16 protein-coding genes and 1 pseudogene are annotated in these 21,779 nt (G+C 67.8%); 5 read left to right on the forward strand and 12 right to left on the reverse strand.

What is annotated here, in order from left to right:
* Positions 1-139: 139 nt before the first annotated feature.
* The 6 genes from JYG32_RS28140 to glcD form a co-directional block, all read right to left on the reverse strand.
* Positions 140-1,705: a sensor domain-containing diguanylate cyclase gene (locus JYG32_RS28140; RefSeq protein WP_213265771.1), complete on the reverse strand. Its 1,566-nt coding sequence runs from the start codon at positions 1,703-1,705 to the stop codon at positions 140-142.
* Positions 1,706-2,255: 550 nt separating this feature from the next.
* Complete coding sequence (locus JYG32_RS28145; protein WP_213265772.1) at positions 2,256-4,430, reverse strand: malate synthase G; 2,175 nt, start codon at positions 4,428-4,430, stop codon at positions 2,256-2,258.
* Between the two features lie 326 nt (positions 4,431-4,756).
* Positions 4,757-5,161, reverse strand: coding sequence for a GlcG/HbpS family heme-binding protein (locus JYG32_RS28150; RefSeq protein ID WP_174384003.1), 405 nt, complete (start codon positions 5,159-5,161; stop codon positions 4,757-4,759).
* A gap of 20 nt (positions 5,162-5,181) precedes the next feature.
* Positions 5,182-6,402 (reverse strand): glycolate oxidase subunit GlcF, encoded by a 1,221-nt coding sequence (glcF, locus tag JYG32_RS28155; protein ID WP_213265773.1) that lies wholly within the window; start codon positions 6,400-6,402, stop codon positions 5,182-5,184.
* A gap of 19 nt (positions 6,403-6,421) precedes the next feature.
* Positions 6,422-7,498 carry a glycolate oxidase subunit GlcE gene (glcE, locus tag JYG32_RS28160; RefSeq protein ID WP_213265774.1) on the reverse strand — a complete coding sequence of 359 codons (1,077 nt, stop codon included), beginning with the start codon at positions 7,496-7,498 and terminating at the stop codon, positions 6,422-6,424.
* The gene (glcD, locus tag JYG32_RS28165; protein WP_213265775.1) at positions 7,498-8,997 is read right to left on the reverse strand and encodes a glycolate oxidase subunit GlcD; all 1,500 of its coding nucleotides are present in this window, start codon (positions 8,995-8,997) and stop codon (positions 7,498-7,500) included. The genes glcE and glcD overlap by 1 nt, the downstream gene beginning before the upstream one ends.
* A gap of 223 nt (positions 8,998-9,220) precedes the next feature.
* On the opposite strand from glcD, the gene glcC reads away from it, so the two are divergent.
* The 3 genes and pseudogenes from glcC (at position 9,221) to JYG32_RS28180 (ending at position 12,335) form a co-directional block, all read left to right on the forward strand.
* The gene (gene glcC / locus JYG32_RS28170) at positions 9,221-9,991 is read left to right on the forward strand and encodes a transcriptional regulator GlcC (protein WP_096473203.1); all 771 of its coding nucleotides are present in this window, start codon (positions 9,221-9,223) and stop codon (positions 9,989-9,991) included.
* A gap of 232 nt (positions 9,992-10,223) precedes the next feature.
* A pseudogene (locus JYG32_RS28175) lies at positions 10,224-10,598 on the forward strand (DUF6306 domain-containing protein); the annotation flags it as partial.
* Positions 10,599-10,931: 333 nt separating this feature from the next.
* Positions 10,932-12,335 (forward strand): GGDEF domain-containing protein, encoded by a 1,404-nt coding sequence (locus tag JYG32_RS28180; RefSeq protein ID WP_213265777.1) that lies wholly within the window; start codon positions 10,932-10,934, stop codon positions 12,333-12,335.
* An 11-nt stretch (positions 12,336-12,346) separates the two neighbouring features.
* Here the strand turns inward: JYG32_RS28180 and JYG32_RS28185 are convergent, their stop codons facing one another.
* Entirely contained in the window at positions 12,347-13,570 is a 1,224-nt protein-coding gene (locus tag JYG32_RS28185; protein WP_349631815.1) for an MFS transporter, read from the reverse strand.
* On the opposite strand from JYG32_RS28185, the gene JYG32_RS28190 reads away from it, so the two are divergent.
* Positions 13,476-14,027 carry an ArsR/SmtB family transcription factor gene (locus JYG32_RS28190; protein ID WP_213265779.1) on the forward strand — a complete coding sequence of 184 codons (552 nt, stop codon included), beginning with the start codon at positions 13,476-13,478 and terminating at the stop codon, positions 14,025-14,027. The two genes, JYG32_RS28185 and JYG32_RS28190, sit on opposite strands and share 95 nt — an antisense overlap.
* A gap of 118 nt (positions 14,028-14,145) precedes the next feature.
* Here JYG32_RS28190 and JYG32_RS28195 read toward each other — a convergent pair whose 3' ends face one another.
* The 5 genes from JYG32_RS28195 to JYG32_RS28215 form a co-directional block, all read right to left on the reverse strand.
* Positions 14,146-14,997: a carbohydrate ABC transporter permease gene (locus JYG32_RS28195; RefSeq protein ID WP_213265780.1), complete on the reverse strand. Its 852-nt coding sequence runs from the start codon at positions 14,995-14,997 to the stop codon at positions 14,146-14,148.
* Positions 14,998-15,013: 16 nt separating this feature from the next.
* Positions 15,014-15,958 carry a carbohydrate ABC transporter permease gene (locus JYG32_RS28200; RefSeq protein ID WP_213265781.1) on the reverse strand — a complete coding sequence of 315 codons (945 nt, stop codon included), beginning with the start codon at positions 15,956-15,958 and terminating at the stop codon, positions 15,014-15,016.
* Positions 15,959-16,012: 54 nt separating this feature from the next.
* Positions 16,013-17,272, reverse strand: a complete 1,260-nt coding sequence (locus tag JYG32_RS28205; protein ID WP_213265782.1) for an ABC transporter substrate-binding protein — start codon at positions 17,270-17,272, stop codon at positions 16,013-16,015.
* Between the two features lie 63 nt (positions 17,273-17,335).
* The gene (locus JYG32_RS28210) at positions 17,336-19,321 is read right to left on the reverse strand and encodes a beta-galactosidase (RefSeq protein WP_213265783.1); all 1,986 of its coding nucleotides are present in this window, start codon (positions 19,319-19,321) and stop codon (positions 17,336-17,338) included.
* 9 nt (positions 19,322-19,330) lie between these two features.
* Positions 19,331-20,488, reverse strand: coding sequence for an ABC transporter ATP-binding protein (locus JYG32_RS28215; protein ID WP_213265784.1), 1,158 nt, complete (start codon positions 20,486-20,488; stop codon positions 19,331-19,333).
* Between the two features lie 189 nt (positions 20,489-20,677).
* On the opposite strand from JYG32_RS28215, the gene JYG32_RS28220 reads away from it, so the two are divergent.
* Complete coding sequence (locus JYG32_RS28220; RefSeq protein ID WP_174379536.1) at positions 20,678-21,712, forward strand: LacI family DNA-binding transcriptional regulator; 1,035 nt, start codon at positions 20,678-20,680, stop codon at positions 21,710-21,712.
* Positions 21,713-21,779: the final 67 nt, after the last annotated feature.

Raw genomic sequence — 21,779 nt, forward strand, 5'->3', positions numbered from 1 at the left:
GCGGCCGTGAACCGGTGCGGCCGGCGAGGCGCGGGCCGACCGGGTGCGTCGGCCGCACGGCGGCGCGGTGGCGTATCGAGCCGACATTGTCGGCGATTTTGGACGCGGCGGCCCCGCCGCCGCTCAGGTGCCCGGGCGCTCAGGCCCGTCGCGACTCGAAATCGTCGGGCGACGCGGCCGCCTGCACGACGATGCGGTTGCGCCCGGCTTCCTTCGCGCGATACAGCGCATCGTCGGCGAGCTTCAGCGCGGCCTGAATGTCGTCGTCCAGTGCGGGATAGCTCGTCGTCACGCCGACGCTCACCGTCAGGCGGCCGACCGTGCCGGCGTCGTGCCGGATGCCGAGATCGAGGATGCCCGTGCGGATCGTCTCTGCGATCGTCACCGCACCGTCCGTGTCGACGTCGGGCAGCACCACGACGAACTCCTCGCCGCCGTAGCGCGCCGCATAGTCGGCCGGGCGGCGCAGGCAGCCGGCGATGCAATGGCCGACCGCGGCGAGCGCGTCGTCGCCGGCCTGGTGGCCCTGCGTGTCGTTGTAGCGCTTGAAGTAATCGACGTCGATGAACAGCAGCGACAGCGCAAGCTGCGAGCGCGCGGCGCGGCGCCATTCGCGCGCGAGCGTGACGTCGAGCATCCGGCGGTTGTCGAGGCCCGTGAGGCCGTCGGTGCGCGCAAGTGCCTGCAGTTCGGTTTCCGCGCGGTGGCGCTTGCGCAACTGCACGTCGAGCAGCAGCGACAGGCCGACGAAGCCGATCGCGAGCACGCCCATCGCGGAGCCGATCGGAATCGCGCGGTCGTACCACGCGGCGTAGGTGTCCGCTTCCGACCGCGCGACCATGATGATGAGCGGCAGGCGGCCGAGGTGCCGGAACACGTACAGGCGCCGCACGCCGTCGATCGACGCGGTGTCGGCGAAGCTGCCTTCGCTGGCGGTCATGAAATGCCGGAACGTGCTGGCGCGGCTGATGTCGCGGCCGACGATCTTCGGGTCGTACGGTTCGCGCGCGAGCATCAGGCCGCTCGTGTTGATCAGCGCGACCGAGCCGCGATCGCCGAGCGACAGGCGCGAGAACAGGTTCTGGAAATATTCGAGCCGGATCGACATTACCGCGACGCCGCCGAACGAGCCGTCGGGCCTCGTGATCCGCCGGCTGAGCGCGATGCTGGGCGAGCCGCCGCGCAGCCGCGAATGGTATGGGTTGCTGACGTACAGGCCGACGTCGGGGTGGTCGCGGTGGACGGTGAAGTACGGTTCGTTGCCGAAGTTGGCCTTGCGCGGCACGTCGCCCTTGCCGTCGACCTTGATGTCGCCTTTTGTGTCGAGCACGTAGATGCCGCCGAGGTACTTGGCCGTCGTCGCGCGGTCGAACAGCACCTGGCGGCGCAGCGACATCGGCAGCGCGACGACCGCGGGGTCGTTCTCGCCTTCGACGACGGCCTGCAGCGACAGCGAATAGATCTCGATGTTGCGCTCGATGTCCCACGACGCCATCAGCGCGAGGTTCTGCTGCATCGTGCGCGAGCGGTCGCGCGCGTCGATGCGGCCTTCGTACAGCAGGACCCCGCACAGGAGCAGCAGGAGCAGCGCGATCAGCAGCCCCGTATAGAAGATCAGGTGCGGCAGCAGGAACCGGCGCAGATGAGCGGCGACACGGCGCGTCAGGCCGGATTCGCTGGGCATTGCGTAGTCGGTTTCTGCCATGGTCCGAGGATCGATGGGCATCGTCGCCAGGCGGCGGGCCGATGCGATTGTTCGTATGACGTGTCGGCAGCGATCCGGTGCGCGGCCCTTCCGGCGCCTTCTTCCCGCTCGGCGGAGAAAATGGACACCGATTATCGGAAATCGCGGCCGGATTAACCAGTAAATCTTATATTCATCGGCGACATCTGCCGCGATTCGACGATCCGACGAATCGGGCGGCGCGGATTCAACGGAGTATAACGCGCGCGTTCGCGTGCGCGGAAAATGTTGCGGCCCGTTGATCCGGATCAAATTTCGGTGAAATCCCGGGCTTGCAAATATCGGGTAGATCGTTATGGCGCAAGGCTTTGCCGCATGGCGGGTGCAAGCGCGCCGCGTACGGCCGCCGATTCAGGTGGATTAACGGCCGGCGCATGCGAAACTCGAAAGTGCGCGATATGTTCCGATTATCGGTTTCAACGGCCGCGCGAACGCGAAAATGAAAACGGGCGGCCATGAAGGCCGCCCGTTTCGTGGGGCCGGCATGCGGGACCGGCCCGCATGCGCATGCTCAAGCGCCGTGCGGTTGTGCCTTGTACGCGAGCCGGAACCGGTGCAGCAGCGGCTCGGTATAGCCGCTCGGCTGCGACGTGCCCTGCAGCGCGAGCGCGCACGCAGCCTTGAACGCGGTCGACTGGTCGTAGCCGGGCGCCATCGGGCGATAGTTCGGGTCGCCGGCGTTCTGCTGGTCGACGACGCGCGCCATCCGCTTGAACACGTCGAGCACGAACGCCTCGGTGATCACGCCGTGGCGCAGCCAGTTCGCGATGTGCTGGCTCGAAATGCGCAGCGTCGCGCGATCCTCCATCAGGCCGACGTCGTGGATGTCGGGCACCTTCGAGCAGCCGACGCCCTGTTCGACCCAGCGCACGACGTAGCCGAGGATGCCCTGCGCGTTGTTCTCGACCTCGCTCAGGATCTCGTCTTCGCTCCATTCGGCACGTTCGACGACCGGCACGGTGAGCAGGCCTTCGAGCAGCACGTCGCGCTCGCTCGCGTACGGCGTCTTTTCGAGTTCCTGCTGGACGGCCTGCACGTCGACGAGATGGTAGTGCAGCGCGTGCAGCGTCGCGGCGGTCGGCGACGGCACCCACGCGGTGTTCGCACCCGCGCGCGGATGCGCGATCTTCTGCTCGAGCATCGCGTGCATCAGGTCCGGCATCGCCCACATGCCCTTGCCGATCTGCGCGCGGCCGCGCAGGCCGGCCGACAGGCCCGCGAGCACGTTGTTGCGCTCGTACGACGTGATCCAGGCCGACGACTTCATGTCGCCCTTGCGGATCATCGGGCCGGCTTCCATCGCGGTGTGCATCTCGTCGCCGGTGCGGTCGAGGAAGCCGGTGTTGATGAACGCGACACGCGCGGCGGCGGCCGCGATGCACGCGGCGAGGTTCACGCTGGTGCGGCGCTCCTCGTCCATGATGCCCATCTTCAGCGTGTTGCGCGGCAGGCCGTACAGATCCTCGATGCGTGCGAACAGCGTATCGGCGAACGCGACTTCGACCGGGCCGTGCATCTTCGGCTTCACGATGTAGATCGAACCCGTGCGCGAATTGCGCTTCGCCTTCAGGTCGTGCAGCGCGCACAGCGTCGTGACGACACCGTCGAGGATACCTTCCGGAATCTCGTTGCCGTCGCGGTCGAGCACCGCGCCGTTGGTCATCAGGTGGCCGACGTTGCGCACGAACAGCAGCGAGCGGCCGTGCAGCGACAGCGTGCCGCCGTCGGGCGTCGTGTAGTCGCGGTCGGCGTTCAGGCGGCGCGTGAAGCTTTTGCCGCCCTTCGCGACTTCCTCGACCAGCGTACCCTGCATCAGGCCGAGCCAGTTGCGGTAGAGCTGGACCTTGTCGTCGGCGTCGACCGCCGCGACCGAATCCTCGCAGTCGATGATCGTGCTGACCGCGGCTTCGAGCACGACGTCCTTCACGTTCGCGAGATCGGCACGGCCGATCGGCGTCGACGCATCGATCTGGATCTCGAGGTGCAGGCCGTTGTGCTTCAGCAGGATCGCGGACGGTGCGTCGGCCGCGCCCTGGTAGCCGACGAACTGCGCCGGCTGCGCGAGATGCACGACACCCTTGCCGGTTTCGACGGCGAGCTGGCCGTCCTGCACGCGGTAGTGCAGCGCGTCGCGGTGCGAGCCGCTCTCGAGCGGCGCCGCGTTGTCGAGCACGTTGCGCGCGTAGTCGATCACGCGCTGGCCGCGCGTCGGGTTGTAGGTCGCGGTGCGTTCGGCGCCGCCGTCTTCCGGCAGCGCGTCGGTGCCGTACAGCGCGTCGTACAGGCTGCCCCAGCGGGCGTTCGCGGCGTTCAGCGCGTAGCGCGCGTTCGACAGCGGCACGACGAGCTGCGGGCCGGCCTGCGCGGCGATCTCGCTGTCGACGTTCGCGGTGGCTGCCGCGACGTTCGACGGGACCGGCACGAGGTAGCCGATCCTTTCGAGGAATGCGCGATACGCGGCGTGGTCGCGCACGGGGCCGGGGTGCGCGCGGTGCCAGGTGTCGAGTTCCTGCTGCAGGCGGTCGCGTTCCGCGAGCAGTTCGCGGTTGCGCGGCGCCAGGTCGTGCACCAGGGCCGAGAAACCGCTCCAGAACGCGGCCTTGTCGATGCCGGTGCCCGGCAGCGCTTCGTTTTCAATGAACTGGCTCAGCGCTGGCGCGACTTGCAGTCCTGCTTGGTCGATCATCGTTATCCTCCCGGGGAAAAATACGCGCGCGGCTAGAGGGCCTGTTCACGCTAATAACGGGCTTGCGAACGAGCCTTGCCGGCCGTAGTGCAAGGAGCAAGGAGCGCCGTTTGGCCGAGCCAAACAAGCGACGCGCGACGCCGCAATGCGGCCGGCAAGGCTCGTTCCCCTGATCGGAAAAAATCATTTGTGGGGCTGGCCACCAGAAGGGCCGATCGCTGCGTCATGCTCCTTGCGAATACGTCGAGTATTCGCTTCGTCGCAATCCTTGCGCTCGGCCCTTCTGGTGGCCAGCGCAAGCCCGTTATTAGCGTGAACAGGCCCTCCTATGTCGCGACGCTTTGTGTGCCGGCGCGGGCGATCTGCGCGTCCTGCTCCGACTTTACGCCAGACACGCCGATCGCGCCCGCAATCCGGCCGCCGACCGTGACCGGCACGCCGCCTTCGAGCAACCCCGTCAGCGGCACGCTGAGAAACGCGGTGCGGCCACCGTTGATCATATCCTCATACGCCTTCGTCTCGCGGCGGCCGAGCGCCGCCGCGCGGGCCTTGTCCTGCGCGATATACGAGCTCGCCGGCGATGCGCCGTTCAGCCGTGCGAACGCGAGCAGGTGGCCGCCGTCGTCGACGACGGCGATCGACACGGCCCAACCGTGGCCCTCCGCTTCCGCGCGGGCGGCGGCGAGCATGCGGTCGGCATCGGCGAGTTCGAGTTCGGGTTTCGTTTGCATGGATGTCCTCCGGAACCAGGTCAGTTGACGAGCCGGTTGTCGACGAGCTCGATCCAGTGGCGCACGGGCGTGCGGCCCGCGCCATTCAGGTGAGTCTGGCAGCCGACGTTGGCCGTGACAATCAGGTCCGGCCGCGCGGCTTCGAGCGCATCGAGTCGGTTGTCGCGCAGTTTCGTCGCGAGTTCGGGCTGCGTCAGCGAATACGTGCCGGCCGAGCCGCAGCACAGATGGCCGTCGGCGACATTCGCCAGATCGAAGCCGAGCCGCGTCAGGATGCTTTCGACCGCGCCGCCGAGGCGCTGCGCGTGCTGCAGCGTGCACGGGCAGTGGACCGCGACGCGGCGTTGTGTCGAATCGGCCAGCGCGTCGAGCGGTTCGGCCGCGATCACCTCGGCGAGATCGCGCGCGAGCGCGCTGACACGCCGCGCCTTCTCCGCATAGACGGGGTCGGAGCGCAGCAGGTCGCCGTATTCCTTGACGAACGCGCCGCAGCCGCTCGCCGTCAGCACGATCGCTTCCGCGCCGGCTTCGATCGCGGGCCACCACGCGTCGATGTTGCGGCGTGCGCGGGCGAGGCCCGCGTCCTGCGCGTTCAGGTGATATTCGGTCGCGCCGCAGCAGCCGGCTTCGCGCGCCGGGCTCACGCCGATGCCGAGCCGGTCGAGCACGCGCGCGGCGGCCGCATTGGTGTTCGGCGACAGCGACGGCTGCACGCAGCCTTCCAGCATCAGCACGCGCCGCGCGTGGCGCACGGCCGGGCGCGGCGCGGCCGCGGGAACGGCGGCCGGGATCTTGTCCTGCAGCGTGCCGGGCAGCAGCGGGCGCAGCGCGCGGCCGGCCTTCAGCAACGCGGCGAACGCCGCCGGGCGCGGTACGACGTGACGCAGCCCCGCGCGCAGCAGGCGCTCGCGCGCGGGCCGTTGCGCGCGCTTCTCGGCTTCCGCGCGGCCGATGTCGAGCAGCGTGTGATAGCGCACGCCGGACGGGCAGGTCGTCTCGCAGTTGCGGCAGGTCAGGCAGCGGTCGAGATGCTGCTGCGTGCGTTCGCCGCACGGTTCGCCTTCGAGCAACTGCTTGATCAGGTAGATGCGGCCGCGCGGCCCGTCGAGCTCGTTGCCGAGCACCTGGTAGGTCGGGCAGGTCGCATTGCAGAAGCCGCAGTGCACGCACGCGCGCAGGATCGCTTCCGCTTCGTCGGCCCGGGCGAGGGCCTTGCTTGCTTCGCTGAGATTGGTTTGCATCGGCGGGTCGCTTCGAAGGTCAGAGGTCGGCGTACAAGCGCCCGGGATTGAAAATCGCGTGCGGGTCGAGTTGCGTCTTGAGTTGCCGATGCACGCGCAACAGTGCGGGCGGCAGCGGCTGGAACGGCTCGTGCGTCGTGCCCGGCGTGAAGCAGGTCGCGTGGCCGCCCCATTGCGCGGCGAGCCGCTGCACGTCGGCCGGCGCGACATCGCTCTTCAGCCAGCGCTGTGCGCCGCCCCAGTCGACGAGCAGCGCGCCGGGCAATGCGTCGAGCGGCGCGGCGGCCGGTACCGACACGCGCCACAGCGGGCGCGGATCGTCGAAGAACGGCAGCACGAGATCGCGCAGCCGTGCCCAGAACGCGTCGTTGGCGTCGTCCATCCGGTCGCCGCCGATCGTGGCGCGCGCGGCCTGCACCGAGCCCTCGCCGCCTTCGATCCGCACGCGCAGCACGCCGTCCGCGTGGCACGCGCCCGCGAGCGGCAGCCCCGCGCGCCGCCACGCGGCGACGCGCTGCACGGCTTCGCCGGCCGCGAGCGTCAATGCGAGATCGCCCGTCACGCGCGGCTTCGGCAGCACCTTCAGCGATACCTCGGTCACGACGCCGAGACAGCCGAAGCTGCCGGCGAGCAGTCGCGACACGTCGTAGCCCGCGACGTTCTTCATCACCTCGCCGCCGAAGCGCAGGTGTTTCGCATGGCCGGTGATCACGCGGCAGCCGAGCACGAAGTCGCGCACCGCGCCGGCCCACGGGCGGCGCGGCCCGGACAGCGCCGCCGCGAACATCCCGCCGACCGTCGCCGCGCCGCCGAACGACGGCGGCTCGCACGGCAGCATCTGGCCGGCCGTGTCGAGCATCGCTTCGAGATCGGCGAGCGGCGTGCCCGCGCGTGCGGTGACGACGAGTTCGGTCGGGTCGTACGCGACGACGCCGCGGTGCGTACGCACGTCGAGCGTGCGGCCTTCGACGGGGCGGCCGAGGAAGGCCTTCGTGCCGGCGCCGCGGATGTGCAGCGGCTGGCGGTCGTGGATCGCGGCGCCGACCTGGGCGACGAGCGCTGCGCTGTCGTCGATCGATTCGATGTCGCGTCGCATCAGAAGCGCTCCAGTTCGGGAAACGGCAGCTTGCCGTGATGGACGTGCATCGCGCCGAATTCGGCACAGCGGTGCAGCGTCGGGATGTTCTTGCCGGGATTGAGCAGCCCGTGCGGATCGAATGCGGCCTTCACCGCGTGGAAGAACGTGATTTCGTCGGCGTTGAACTGCACGCACATCTGGTTGATCTTCTCGCGCCCGACGCCGTGCTCGCCGGTGATGCTGCCGCCCGCCGCGACGCACAGCTCGAGGATCCGGCCGCCGAGCGCTTCCGCGCGGTCGAGCTCGCCCGGCCGGTTCGCGTCGAACAGGATCAGCGGGTGCATGTTGCCGTCGCCCGCATGGAACACGTTCGCGACGGGCAGCCCGTATTCGGCGGACAACGCGGCGATCCCTTCGAGCACGCGCGGCAGCTCGCGGCGCGGGATCGTGCCGTCCATGCAGTAGTAGTCGGGCGACATGCGGCCGACCGCGGGAAACGCATTCTTGCGGCCGGCCCAGAAGCGCTGGCGCTCGGCCTCGTCGCGCGCGACGCGGATCTCGGTCGCGCCCGCGTCGCGCAGCAGCGCCGCGACGCGTTCGGCGTCCTCGTCGACGTCGCTTGCCGCGCCGTCGAGCTCGCACAGCAGGATCGCCTGCGCGTCGACCGGGTAGCCCGCGTGGATGAAATCCTCGGCCGCGCGGATCGCGAGGTTGTCCATCATCTCGAGGCCGCCGGGAATCACGCCCGCGCCGATGATTCGCGCGACCGCGGCGCCGGCCTTGGCAACGTCGTCGAAGCTCGCCATCAGCACCTTCACGCACGGCGGCAACGGCCGCAGCTTCACGGTGACTTCGGTGACGATGCCGAGCATGCCTTCGGAGCCCGTGAACAGCGCGAGCAGGTCGAAGCCGGGCGCATCGAGCGCATCGGCGCCGAGCGTGAGCGTGTCGCCGGCGATCGTCAGGATCTCGACCTTCAGGATGTTGTGCACCGTGAGCCCGTATTTCAGGCAGTGCACGCCGCCGGCGTTTTCGGCGACGTTGCCGCCGATCGAGCATGCGATCTGCGACGACGGATCGGGCGCGTAGTAGAGGCCGTGCGGCGCGGCCGCCTGCGAGATCGCGAGGTTGCGCACGCCGGGCTGCACGCGCGCGATGCCGGCATCGGGGTCGAGGTCGAGAATCCGGTTGAACTTCGCCATCACGAGCAGGATGCCTTTTTCGAGCGGCATCGCGCCGCCCGACAGCCCCGTGCCGGCGCCGCGCGCGACCACCGGCACGCGGTGCGCGGCCGCGACGCGCAGCACCGCGCGCACCTGCTCGACCGTGTCGGGCAGCACGACCGCGAGCGGCACCGTGCGGTACGCGGCGAGGCCGTCGCATTCGAACGGCTTGAGCGCCTCGCGTTCGTGCAACACGTCGAGGCCGGGCGCCGCCGCGTGCAGCGCGGCGACGAGCGTGTCGCGGTCGACGGTTGCCAGCGGGCCGTCGATCCGTTCGTCGTAGATGAAACTCATCGTCTGTCTCCGTCTCCACCATGCGGGCGGCCGCACGATGCGCGACACGCCGGATGGACGGGATTCTTGGCGGGCCGCGCTTGCGTGTCCAGACGTCTTCCGTGTGGTCATACCAGTTTTTGAGCGGGCACCAGGAAGCCGCTGTATGGAGAACCAGAAAACCGAATCAGTACAAGGGTTTGTGCGAAAATCGACGATATCCGCCCAAAGTGGTCATACCAGTATGGAAATGCAGGATCGAGAGGGGCCGGCGCGGCGCGTGGCCGACGTCGTCGCCGAGCGGATCGAGAAGCTGATCGTCGACGGCGTGCTGAAGGCCGGGCAGGCGCTGCCGTCCGAGCGGCGGCTGACCGAGAAGCTCGGCGTGTCGCGCACGGCCGTGCGCGAAGGGATGAAGCTGCTGCACGCGCGCGGGATCATCGACACGACGCACGGCAAGGGTTCGTTCGTCGCGAGCCTGACCCCGCAGCGCGAGATCACGCCGATGATGCATCTGCTCGGCTCGCAGCCGCGCACGCTGTACGACCTGTTCGAGGTGCGCGGGATGCTCGAGGCCGAGGCCGCGCGGCTCGCCGCGCTGCGCGGCACGCCGGCGGACTTCATCCTGATCAAGCGCCGCTACGATGAAATGACGGCAGCCGACGCGCAGGATCTCGACCCCGCCGCGCGCGCGAAGCTCGACCACGCGTTCCATCTCGCGATCTGCGAGGCGTCGCACAACCCCGTGCTCGTCAACACGCTGCAGTCGCTGACCGACCTGCTGCTCAGCTCGGTGTTCGCGTCGGTGAACAACCTCTATCACCGCGAGCCGCTGAAGAAGCAGATCGACCGCCAGCATGCGCGGCTCTACAACGCGGTCACGGGGCGGCTGCCCGACCAGGCGCGCAAGGCCGCGAGCGAACATATCCGCCAGTGCGTCGACTATCTGCGCGAGATCGAGCAGGAGGAACAGCGGCTCGTGCGCTCGACGTTGCGGCTCGAAGGGTGGACCTGAGGTTGTTCGGCGTGACTTGACGCGCATCACGCGCAGCGAGTCGTACGGCGGCGCGAGTCACATTGACGTGTCACGCTGGGATCCATTCCTCGCGCGGTCCGCTGCCTTCCACGTGATGCGTGGATCGGTTGTGCGCGCAGTGCGTGACGGGTCCGCGTCGGACGTAGCGGTGCGTCGCCCATCCCGAAACGGAGGACATTCCATGTCGAACCTGACCGGCGACGACGGGCCCGCCGATGCGCGCGTGACGTCGGAGACGGCGGCCGAGATCACCGATCCCGAGTTGCACAGGCTTGTCGCGGACATTCGCCAGGACGAAGCGCACTGGTGCAGCGTGCTCGTCGACGCGATCCGGTCGCTCGACGCCGTTCCGACGCGCGCGACCGGCGCGTTCTACGAAAAGGCGATGGCGATCGACGATCTGGCGGCGCGCATGGCGTTCCTGAACCGTGGCCAGCGCTGGGTCGTCCGCAAACTGCAGACGCTGCTGCCGACGCTCGCGGAACCGGACATCCATCACGCGCTGTCGCTGATGCTGGTTGCGCACGAGAAGAACATCGGCGCGGTGGATGCGCGGTTGCGCGATGGAGGGTCGGGCCGCGGGTAGCGGCGGGCGCACGAAAACAGGTGTTTCGCAGCATTGCGGGAACGCGGGGCAAAAGGGCCGGCGGCCGGCCACGAAGGGTCACTCGCCAAGCGCGCCGCGTAATCACTCCGACATCCGGTCCGTCCTGTAAACAGACGTTCGATTGGCGAAGACGAACGCTGCTTCACCGACCATTCCCGTCATCCGCAACACCCGGATTACGATCGTAAGAACCGGTTTCGATTCAATTCGACGATCTATTTACTGCGCGCGATTCTATGGTGTCCGGCCCGTATCAAATGCAAATCGCTACGCATATACTGGATTCATCCGATGAAATCCGGAGGGGAGACGATGAGCATCGCCGCATCCGCAAACGAGCCGGCCGCCGCCATCCAGTTCATCACCAAGGTCTACGCCAGGCTGCTGCTCGCCGGCTTCGCTTTGGTGCCGGCATTTCTGATCGCGTACCTCTATTTCTTTCAGAACCCCTCGCTGAAATTCGAGAATCACGCTTTCCACGAGCTGGCGATCGCAGCCGCGACGCTCGAAGGTGTGTTCGTCACCTACGTGTGCTGGCGTTGTTATCGCTTGTCGGGAGAGCCGCTGCTGCGTTGGCTGACGCTCGGTTTTCTGGGCTTTTCGCTCGTCTACGCATTGCACGGTGCCTTCACCGGCATGGCGCATCACAATATCTGGCTCTTTCTGCTGTATGGGCCGGCCTCGCGCCTCGTCATGTCCATTTTGATCTTCGTCGGACAACTCTCGTACAGTCGGTCGGCGGACAGCGAGGCGGTCCGCGTCAATCGTCGGGCGTGGGCGACATGGATCGTCGTGTTCCTGCTGATCGATGTGCTGGTGGCCTGGGTCGCGTACTCGCCATTTGCCGGCAGTCCGTGGGTTCGCCTGTCGATGGAAGGCGGTACACTCGCCTTTTCGACCATCAACGTCATCGCGCTGGTGGTGCGGCGCATCCGCACCCCGCTCATGCTGATCTACGGCATCTCGGTGTCGTCGTTCGCGCTGTCGTCGCTTGCGTTCATCCTCGGCCGCCCGTGGAACCACATGTGGTGGCTCGCGCATGTGATCTTCGCCGGAGGTTTTTTCCTGCTGAGTTACGGTGTCGTGCAGGCATTTCACACCACGCGCTCGTTCTCGACCATCTATAGCCAGGAAGAGCTGTTTGCGCGCTTGCGCGAAGCGATGGCGCGCACGGAACGTGCGTTGCAGGAGCTGCGGCGAACCAACGAGAAACTCGAATACATGGCTGCAACCGATCCGCTGACCGGCGCGGCCAACCGGCGACGGTTCATTGAAAGCGTCGAGGCGGAAATTGCCCGTGCGAGACGCGACGGTGCACCGTTCTCGCTGCTGGCACTCGACCTCGACCACTTCAAGGTCATCAACGATAGCTACGGGCATCAGACGGGCGACCAGGTCCTGCAACGCTTCGTCAAGAAATGCCTCGACGCGATCCGCCCGTACGACGGCGTGGCGCGGGTGGGCGGCGAGGAATTCATGGTCTTGTTGCCGCGGGCCGCGCTGGATACTGCCCGCTCGGTCGGCGAGCGCATTCGCGCGGCGATTGCCGGCACGCCATTCGAGAATGGCGATGGCAAACCGATCGAACTCACGGTGAGCGTCGGCATATCGGAGTTTGGCAGTGACGGGGAGACGATCGACGCGATTCTGCGCAAGGCCGACGAGCGCTTGTATGAGGCCAAGCATCAGGGGCGGAACCGCGTGATCGCTGCGTAGCTGACGCGCGCCTACGGTCGGTCGCCGCCGCGTTTCAGCGATCGGAAAACCATGCAGCCGGCCCCAAGCGCAATCAGCGCCAGTGCGATGGCAAATGCAGTGGCACCGGCCGCCAGGCCAAGGAAGTCGATCGCGTAGCCGGTCATGACGGGCAGCAGCCCCGCCGGCAGATAGCCGCCGATATTCATGACGGCAATGGCTTCGGCCCTGCGCGTGTCCGGCACATGCAGGCCGATGAGCGTCAGGCCGCCCAATTGCCCGAGACCCTGCGCCATCCCCGCGAACAACGCAGCGGCCACCAGAACGGATGCCGACAACATATGCACCGCGGCGCACAGCGCACCCATCGACAGTACGGTTGCCGTCGTACCCGCCGCGAACAACGCACGTACCGACCACTGCCGCACGGCGAACTGAACGCCCGTTGCAGCGAGAAACATCGCGCACGCCATGCCGCCGGCGAGCAACGGACTGCGAACGTCGAGCAGACGGGCGAGTAACGAAGGCCCCAACGCAAGCACGAACGATGTTGCGGTAATGCCGGGCCCGAACACGCCGATACCGGCTGCGACGTGGCGTCGATTCATCGCCGGGACCGACGGCAAATGCAGACGCTCGCCATGGCCGCTTGCCCGTGCTGGCCGGCCAAGGGGCAACCGCCACGCGATGATGAGCGCACTCAGCAACACGAGAAATTCGATACCGAAAACCGGCGCTATCGGATGCGCGACCGCTTGCGCAGCGCCGCCGGCCAGTAACGGCCCGAGGCCCGCGCCGAGAACCATCGCCACCGATGCGAGCAGGGCTGCCTGACGTCGACGCTCGCTGCCGCCGAGGTCCGCCACGGACGCCATTCCTGCCGACACGATGACGCCGACCGAGATACCCGTCAGCAGCCGGGCAACGGCAAGCGTTGCAATGGACGTTGCGCTGGCGAACAACGCACACGCGACCAGCGCCACGAGGATCCCCGGCAGAAGAACCGGCTTGCGGCCGTAACGATCCGATAACTGTCCGGCGACCGACAGCGTGCCCAGTAGCCCGAGGATGTAAAGGGCGAAGATGACCGTCAGCGTGCCGGATGAAAAACCGAGCGTACGCTGCCAGACCACATACAGCGGCGTCGGGGAATTGGACAGCATGAACACCGACGTGACCGTCCATGCGGCGCGCCACATGTCGGGGGAAATGCGCGCGGACGCGCGGGTGGATTGCACTGCGGCAGTGTTGGACACGGCAACCTTCCTTGTACGAGTTTTGTCGTACTATAGCTTAGTTCGAAAAAACTCGTACAGTGATATAGTCGTGAACATGAAACGCACTCCCCACCACGACCCGGCCGCCGCAGTCCCCGCCAACCTTCCCGATCCGCTGCCGGAACCGGCCGTATCCGATTTGCGCCTGGACGCGATCTTCGGCGCATTGGCCGACCCGCTGCGCCTGACGATCGTCCGCCGGTTGTTGCTGGAATCCGAGGCGTACGACCATCCGTGCAGCTGGTTCGGTTTCAATCGTGCGAAATCGTCATTGACCCATCACTTCAAGGCGCTGCGTGAAGCGGGCGTGATTCGCCAGCGTCAATACGGGCTCGAGCGACGCAGCCGCGTGCGAACCGAGGATCTCGATTCGCGATTTCCGGGACTCCTGCAACTGGTGATCGCATGGGAGCCGTCCGGCGACGAACCGGGCTGAATCCGCCCGTGTCGTCTACGGGCGGATATGAAGATCCGCACCGAACGAAAAAAAACCCGCCAAAGCGGGCAACCTCACGATGCGGAGGGGGAGATGCGAGTGTGCAGGCGGCGCGCGTTCAGCCTTTCGTCGCGCCGAACGTAAGCCCCGCGACGAAATGCTTCTGCATCGCGAAGAACATCGCAACCGACGGCAGCGCGGCAAGAATCGAACCCGCCGACACCAGGTTCCAAGACGTCGTCCATTGCCCCTTCAGCGCCGCGACCCCCGCCGTGATCGGCGCGGCTTCGTCGCCTTGCGTGAGGCACAGCGCCCAGAAGTAGTCGTTCCAGACGAACGTGAACACGAGGATCGCGAGGGCCGCGAGCGCGGGCCGGATCAGCGGCAGCACGATCCGCCAGAACACCGTCCATTCGCCCGCGCCCTCGATGCGCGCGGCCTCGATCAGCTCGAACGGCAACTGCTTGATGAAGTTGCGCAGGAACAGCGTGCAGAAGCCGGTCTGGAACGCGACGTGGAACAGGATCAGCGCTTCGACGGTATTGAACACGCCGAGCCTGAGCGACAGGTCGCGCACCGGGATCATCAGCACCTGCACCGGCACGAAGTTGCCGGCGACGAACGTGCCGAACAGTGCGGAATTGCCGCGAAACCGGTAGGTCGCGAGCGCGAAGCCGGCCATCGCCGCCAGCGCGATCGAGCCGAGCACGGACGGCACGGTGATCTGCACGCTGTTCCAGAAGTAATGCAGCATCGGCGACGTCGTCAGCGCGTCGCGATAGTTCTCGACCATCGCGAAGTGTCGCGGCCAGCCCCAGTAGTGCCCTTCGACCAGTTCCTCGGTCGAGCGCACCGACGTGACGAACACCGCGATCATCGGCAGCAGCCAGATCAGAAGCGCGACGGGCAGCGACAGCTTGTAGAGCTGGCGCGAGACGGGCTTCCATTGGGCAACGGGAGTCGGAAACATGAGGATTCCCCGGTAGTCACTGCTCGTTGCGCAGCATGCGGCGCAACTGGAACACGATGTAGACGAGCATGATCGCGAACAGCACGACCGCGATCGACGCGGAATAGCCGAGCCGGTAGTACTTGATCGCCTGGTCGTACATGTAATACGCAAGCACGGTCGAACTCTCGAACGGGCCGCCGCCCGTCATCACCGAGATCAGGTCGAAGCTGCGCAGCGCGCCGATCACCGTGACGACGATCGCCATGAACGTGGTCGGCCGCAGTTGCGGCAGCACGACGTGCCACAGCAGCGCGAAGCCGCGCGCGCCTTCCATCCGCGCCGCCTCGATCTGCTCCGGATTGACCGACGTGAGGCCGGTCAGGTACAGGATCATGCAGTACGCCGTTTGCGGCCACAGCGCGGCGAATACGACGCCGAGCGTCGCATAGCGCGCGTCGCCGAGTACCGGGATGCCGTGCCCGGCGATCAGCGCGAGCAGCCCGAACGTCGGATCGTAGAACCACGAGAAGATCAGGCCGACGACCACGCCGGACAGCACGAACGGCGCGAAGAACAGCGATTTCACGAGCCGGATGCCGGCAACCGCCTGGTTCAGGTACAACGCGAGCGCGAGGCCGAGCGGCGGCGCGAGCATGAAGAGCGCGAGCCAGATCACGTTGTTGCGCAGCGCCGTGTAGAACGTCGGCGCGTGCAGCAGTTCGGCGTAGTTCGCGAGGCCGACGAAGGTGCGCTCGGTCATCCCGTCCCAGTTGTACAAGCTCAGCCACAGCGTCGACAGGATCGGCCAGATCACATAGACGGCAACCATCGCGCAGGCCGGCGCGAGAAAGAGCCACGCGGCGCGTCGTTGCCGCCGCACGGCGGGCGACGGGCGGCGCGCGGGCACGGCGGCGGCGGATGTCCCGCGCGGCGGCGGCGCGGTGCCGGCGGGCGGGGTGGACGTGATCGGACTGGACACGGCAAGCCTCCTGTACTGACGCGGCGGCGCGGTGCCGCCGGTTGGGTCACGCGGTCACTTCTTGTAGATCCGCTTGCGGGTCTGTTCGAGCTGCGCGAGCACGGTATCGAGCTGCGCGGGATTGGCCAGGAACTGCTGCATGCCCTTCATCCCCTCGTCGGCCATTTCCTTCGTCATGTCGCGGTCGTAGAACTGCGCGACGCCGCCCTTCGTATCGGCGAGGATCCGGAAGCCGATGCGCGAGATCGGATCGGCCGGCTCGGGCGACTTGCTGTTGGCCGACAGCGAACCGAGGCCTTCCGCGAGCTTCGCGCCCATCTCGGGTGTTTCCACGAACGCGAGGAACGTGTGCGCGTCGGCCTTGTTCTTCGCCTTCGTCGGGATGTGCAGCGATTCGACCGGGCCGTCCTCGGCGGTCGGCACCTTCGGGTCGATGATCGGGAAGCGGTAGTAGCCCATTTCCTGCTTCACGTTCGGCGGAAACCCCGCCGCGATGAAGGTGCCCATCAGCATCATCGCGGCCTTGCCCTGGAACAGGAACGGCTGCGCGCCGTCGAGATCGTAGGACAGCGCGTTGTCGATGAAGTAGCCGGCATCGATCAGCGACTTCCACGTCGTGTAGACCTTCTTCACGCGCGGGTCGGTGTACGGCACGTCGCCGGCCATCAACTGCTGGTGGAACACGTTGCCGTTCACGCGCAGGTCGAGATAGTCGAACCAGCCGGCGAGCGTCCACGCGTCGCGGCCGCCGATCGCGACCGGCGTGATGCCGGCCGCCTTCAGCTTTTTGCACGCGTCGAGAAACTGGTCCCACGTCTTCGGCTCGTCGGCGATGCCGACCTTGCGGAACAGGTCCTTGCGGTAGAACAGCCCCCACGAGTAGTAAACGGTCGGCGCCGCGTACTGCTTGCCGTTGTACGACGATGCGTCGCGCGTCGACGCATACATCGCGCCCCAGCCGTTCTTCGCCCAGTCGCCGCTCAGGTCCTCGAACAGCCCGCGCTTCGCGTAGTACGCCATCCGCTCGCCGGCGTGCCAGTTCACGACGTCAGGCGCGACGGTCGTGAGCCACGCGGGGAGCTGCACCTTGTACGCCTCCTCGTCGACGAAGGTCGCCTTCACGTCGATGTCGGGATGGGCCTTGTGGAATGCGTCGAGCGTCGACTGCCAGACCGCGCGCTGGCTGGCGCCCTTGAACGCGATGTTGATCGTCAGCGTGCCTGCGCTCGCCGGCGCGGCGGCGACGAACGAAGCGAACGCGACGGCGGCGGCCGCGGCGAGCCGGGCGGCGGCGCGAAGGGGGCGATGTGTCATGGTTGTCTCCATTCCTGGGTGTCGTTGTGCGTGACCGGCGCGTCGTGGCGCCGGTGGCGGGTGCTACGAACGGCTTCGATATACGGCCACGTCTTGCGGCCCGACCTGCGCGGCGCCGAGCACGAACGCCGATGGCGGCACCGCATCGATCGTGTGCGGCGTGTCGCCATAGTTGAACACGTAGGTCAGCCCGCCGCGCCGGCTCACGCGCACGCCGTCGGCGAGCGGCGTCGGGGCAAGGCCCGCTTCGGCCGCGACATCGTCGAACAGCCGCGCGGTGGTCGCGTCGTCGAACAGCGCGGCCCAATAGTGCAGCGCGCCATGCGACACGCAGGCCGGATGACCGTCGGCGAAGCGCGCGCGCACGACGCTGCGCGTGTCGTCGTGCAGCTCGACGAAGTCGCGCCAGTGGCGCGCATTGCCCGCGAGCGGCGCGCCGTCGCGCAGCGTGCCGTCGATCCGCTCGGTCACGTTCGGCCGCAGCGATTCGACGCGCCACACACGAACCGGCAGGCTCGATGCGAGCGGGCCGGGCGGCAGCGTCGGCGGAATCTGCAGGTCGACGGTCTTCGAGCCGGTGCGCGGCCCGAACACGGCATGTGCGCCCGATGCGGCGAGCCGTGCCGCGAAATCGTCCGGCACGATCGGCAGCGGCGGCACGACCACGAGCCGGTAGCCGTCGAGCGGCGCATGCACGGAGATCACGTCGACGTCGAAGCCGAGCGAGCGCAGCGCCGAGTAGTACTCGAACGCGAAGCGCGGGTAGTGGAAATCGGCGCCCTGCGGCTGCACCTCGAACAGCCACTTCGCCTCGTAGTCGAAGACCAGCGCGACGGATGCACGTACTGCGTCGTCCGCCTCCGCACCGGCGTCATGCACGGCCGCGATCTCGCGCGCGACGCGTTGCGCCTCGCGGCCGCCTTCGTCGAGCTTGTTGTCCGGCGTGTTCAGGCCCGCATGCATCTGCTCCTGCGCGAACGGCGCCTGCCGCCAGCGGAAGTACGACACGCAGCCGGCGCCGTGCGCGAACGCCTCCCAGCTCCACAGGCGCACCATGCCCGGTAGCGGCGCGGGGTTCCACTGCGCCCAGTTCACGGGCCCCGGCTGCTGCTCCATCACCCAGAACGGCAGCTTCGACATGCCGCGATACACGTCGTGATTGAACGACGCGAAATCGGGATGCCCGGTGCGCAGCCAGCGCGCCTTCACGTCGGGCGCGAACCATTGCTCCTCGAGCGCGCCGAGCGGGTAGCTGTCCCACGTCGCGATGTCGAGGTCGCGTGCCACCTCGTAGTGGTCGAACTCGGTGAACAGCTGCATGAAGTTGTGCGCGACGGGGCGGCCCGGCGAGTGCGCGCGGATCACGTCGACCTGCATCCGGTGATAACGCGCGACCTCGTCGGACGCGAAGCGCCGGTAGTCGAGGCGATGCGACGGATGGGCCTCGGTCACGGTGCCGACGGGCGCGTCGACCTCGTCGAAATGGCGATACTCCATGCTCCAGAACACGGTGCCCCATGCGCGGTTCAGCGTGTCGATCGTGCCGTAGCGCGCCTTCAGCCAGGCACGAAAGCGCACGAGCGCGGCCGGCGAGTAGCTGACGACGGTCTGGTGGCAACCCAGCTCGTTGTCGGTCTGCCAGTAGCGCACGGCCGGGTGGCGGCCGTAGCGTTCGGCGACCGAGGTGCAGATCCGGCGCGACGCTTCGAGGTAGGTCGGCGACGAGAAATCGTAGTGGCGGCGCGAACCGAACGCGCGCGGCCGGCCGTCCGCGCCGATCGCGAGGATGTCGGGATGGCGGTCGACCAGCCATTTCGGCGGCGTTGCGGTCGGCGTGCACAACACGATCTCGAGGCCGGCCGCGCCGAGCACGTCGACCGCGCGGTCGAGCCAGCCCCAGTCGTATTCGCCCGGCGACGGCTCGATGCGGCTCCACGCGAATTCGGCGATCCGCACCTGCTCGATGCCGAGCGCTTTCATCCGGCGGGCGTCGTCGGCCCACATCGATTCCGGCCAGTGTTCCGGGTAGTAACAGACTCCGAGGCGCATACGCGATCCTTAAGCGTAGTGATGGACGTGGACGTCGGCGCACGCGGACACCGCGCGGCCGTCTTCGGTGAAGAGGTGGCAGGCCGCGGCCGGCGCATGCACGTGCACGCGTTCGCCGCTGCGCACCTGCGCGTCGCCGGGCACCTTCGCGATCAGCGGCGTAGCGTTGGGCTGGCCGGGCTGGTCGAGGTGCACGTAGGTCTGCTCGCCGAGGCGTTCGACGAGCGCGACGTCGCGCACGAGCGTCGTCGCGTCGTGTGCGGCGCCGAGCGTCAGGTGCTCCGGGCGAATGCCGAGCGTCACGGTTGCGCCGGCATCGAGCGCGGCGCCGTCGCGCAGCAGCGTGAAGGTTTCGCCGGACGGCGCGACGGTGACGGTCGTGCGGCGGGCATCGGATGCGGTGACGACGGCCGGCAGGAAGTTCATGCGCGGCGAACCGATGAAGCCGGCGACGAAGCGGCTGGCCGGATGGTGGTAGAGGTCGAGCGGTGCGCCGACCTGCGCGATGCTGCCGTGCTGCGCGGTATCCGCGCCGGCGTGCAGCAGCACGATCCTGTCGGCGAGCGTCATCGCTTCGGTCTGGTCGTGCGTCACATAGACGACGCTCGCGCGTTCGAACTGCCGGTGCAGCCGCGCGATCTCGATGCGGGTCTGGCCGCGCAGCGCCGCGTCGAGATTCGACAGCGGTTCGTCGAACAGGAACACGCCGGGCTCGCGCACGATCGCGCGGCCGATCGCGACGCGCTGCCGCTGGCCGCCCGACAGCGCCTTCGGCTTGCGCTCGAGCAGCGTGTCGAGCTGCAGGATGCGCGCGGCATCGCGCACCTTCCGGTCGATCTCGGCTTTCGGCACGCGCGCGAGCTTCAGCCCGAACGCCATGTTCTCGTAGACCGTCATGTGCGGAAACAGCGCGTAGCTCTGGAACACCATCGCGACGCCGCGCTCGGCGGCCGGCACGTCGTCGACGCGGCGGCCGTCGATCGACAGCTCGCCCGCGCTGAGATCCTCGAGCCCGGCGATCATGCGCAGCAGCGTCGACTTGCCGCATCCGGACGGCCCGAGGAACACGCAGAACTCGTGCGCGCCGATCTCCAGATCGACGTCGCGAATGACCGGCGCGTGATCGCCATAGGCTTTCTGCACGCGTCGCATCGAGATGCTCGCCATTGTCTCCGCTCCATGTTCTAATGCGCCATCATGCTTGATTAAGCGCTTAATCATCGCGATCAAAAAAAGATGCGAAGCGATCGCGGCCGAGTCGCGCCCGTCGGTCGGGCGGCAAGGTGTGCGGCGATAGTGCGCCGCTTCGGTAAGCGAAGCAAATACTGGATCGACGTCTCATATAGTGAGCAAACGATGGCGACACTGGATGAAGTTGCCCGTCGCGCCGGCGTGACGGCAGCGACGGTTTCGAACGTGCTGCGCAACCGCGGCCGGGTCGGCGAAGCCACGCGTGCGCGGGTGCTCGAAGCGGTGCAGGCGCTCGGCTATCGGCCGCATCTCGCCGCGCGGGCGCTGGCGGAAGGACGCGCGCCGACGGTCGCGCTGATGGTGTCGAGCATCGCGAACCCGTTCTATCCGGAGTTCGCGCTGGCGGTCGAACGTGCGGTGCGCCGCAACGGGCAATTCCTGATCGTCTGCAATACCAACGAAGATCCATTGCAGGGGCGAGCGTATCTCGACCAGATCGCCGGCACGATTTCCGAAGGCATTCTCGTGACGAACGCGAACCTGCACCTGCCGGATCTCGTCGACGTCGCACGGCGCGGCGTGCCGGTCGTGCTGTGTCTGTGGGAGCGGCCCGATGCGCCGCCGGAAGGCTTGCCGTGCGTCGCGGTGGATTTCCGCGAGGCGGGGCGGATCGCGACGCGGCATCTGGTCGAGCTCGGCCATCGCGAGATCGGCGTGATCGTCGGCGGGTCGGCAAATGGCGTGCAGGCCGCGCGCTACGACGGCTTCGTCGACGTGATGCGCGAAGCCGGGCTGGACGCGTCGCGCGTCGGCGCCGGGCACGATTCGATCGAAGGCGGCGTGCGCGCGGCGGGGCAGCTGCTGGACGCGCACCCCGCGCTGACCGCGCTCGTCGCGACCAACGACCTGCCCGCGATCGGCGCGCTGCACGCAGCGGCCGATCGCGGCCGGCGCGTGCCCGACGACCTGTCGATCGTCGGCATCACCGATATTCATCTGGCGAGCGATACGCGGCCTACGTTGACGACGGTCGCCATTCCGACCGGCGAGGCGGCCGGACTCGCGGTTGAATTGCTCAACGCGTTGCGCGAGGCAGGCGGGCAGATCGACGATGCGTCGCGCGTGCGGACGGCGTCGGCGCCGCGGCTGGTGGTGCGGCGGACGACGGGCGCGGCGCCGCGGCGGCGCACGGCCACGTAGCGGCGGGCCGACGCGCGTCGCATATGCCTGTTGCGGGCAATGGATGGAAGTGCCCCGCGGTCGGTGG

Origin of the sequence: Burkholderia pyrrocinia (genome assembly GCF_018417535.1) — a bacterium.
GTDB lineage: Bacteria > Pseudomonadota > Gammaproteobacteria > Burkholderiales > Burkholderiaceae > Burkholderia > Burkholderia pyrrocinia_E.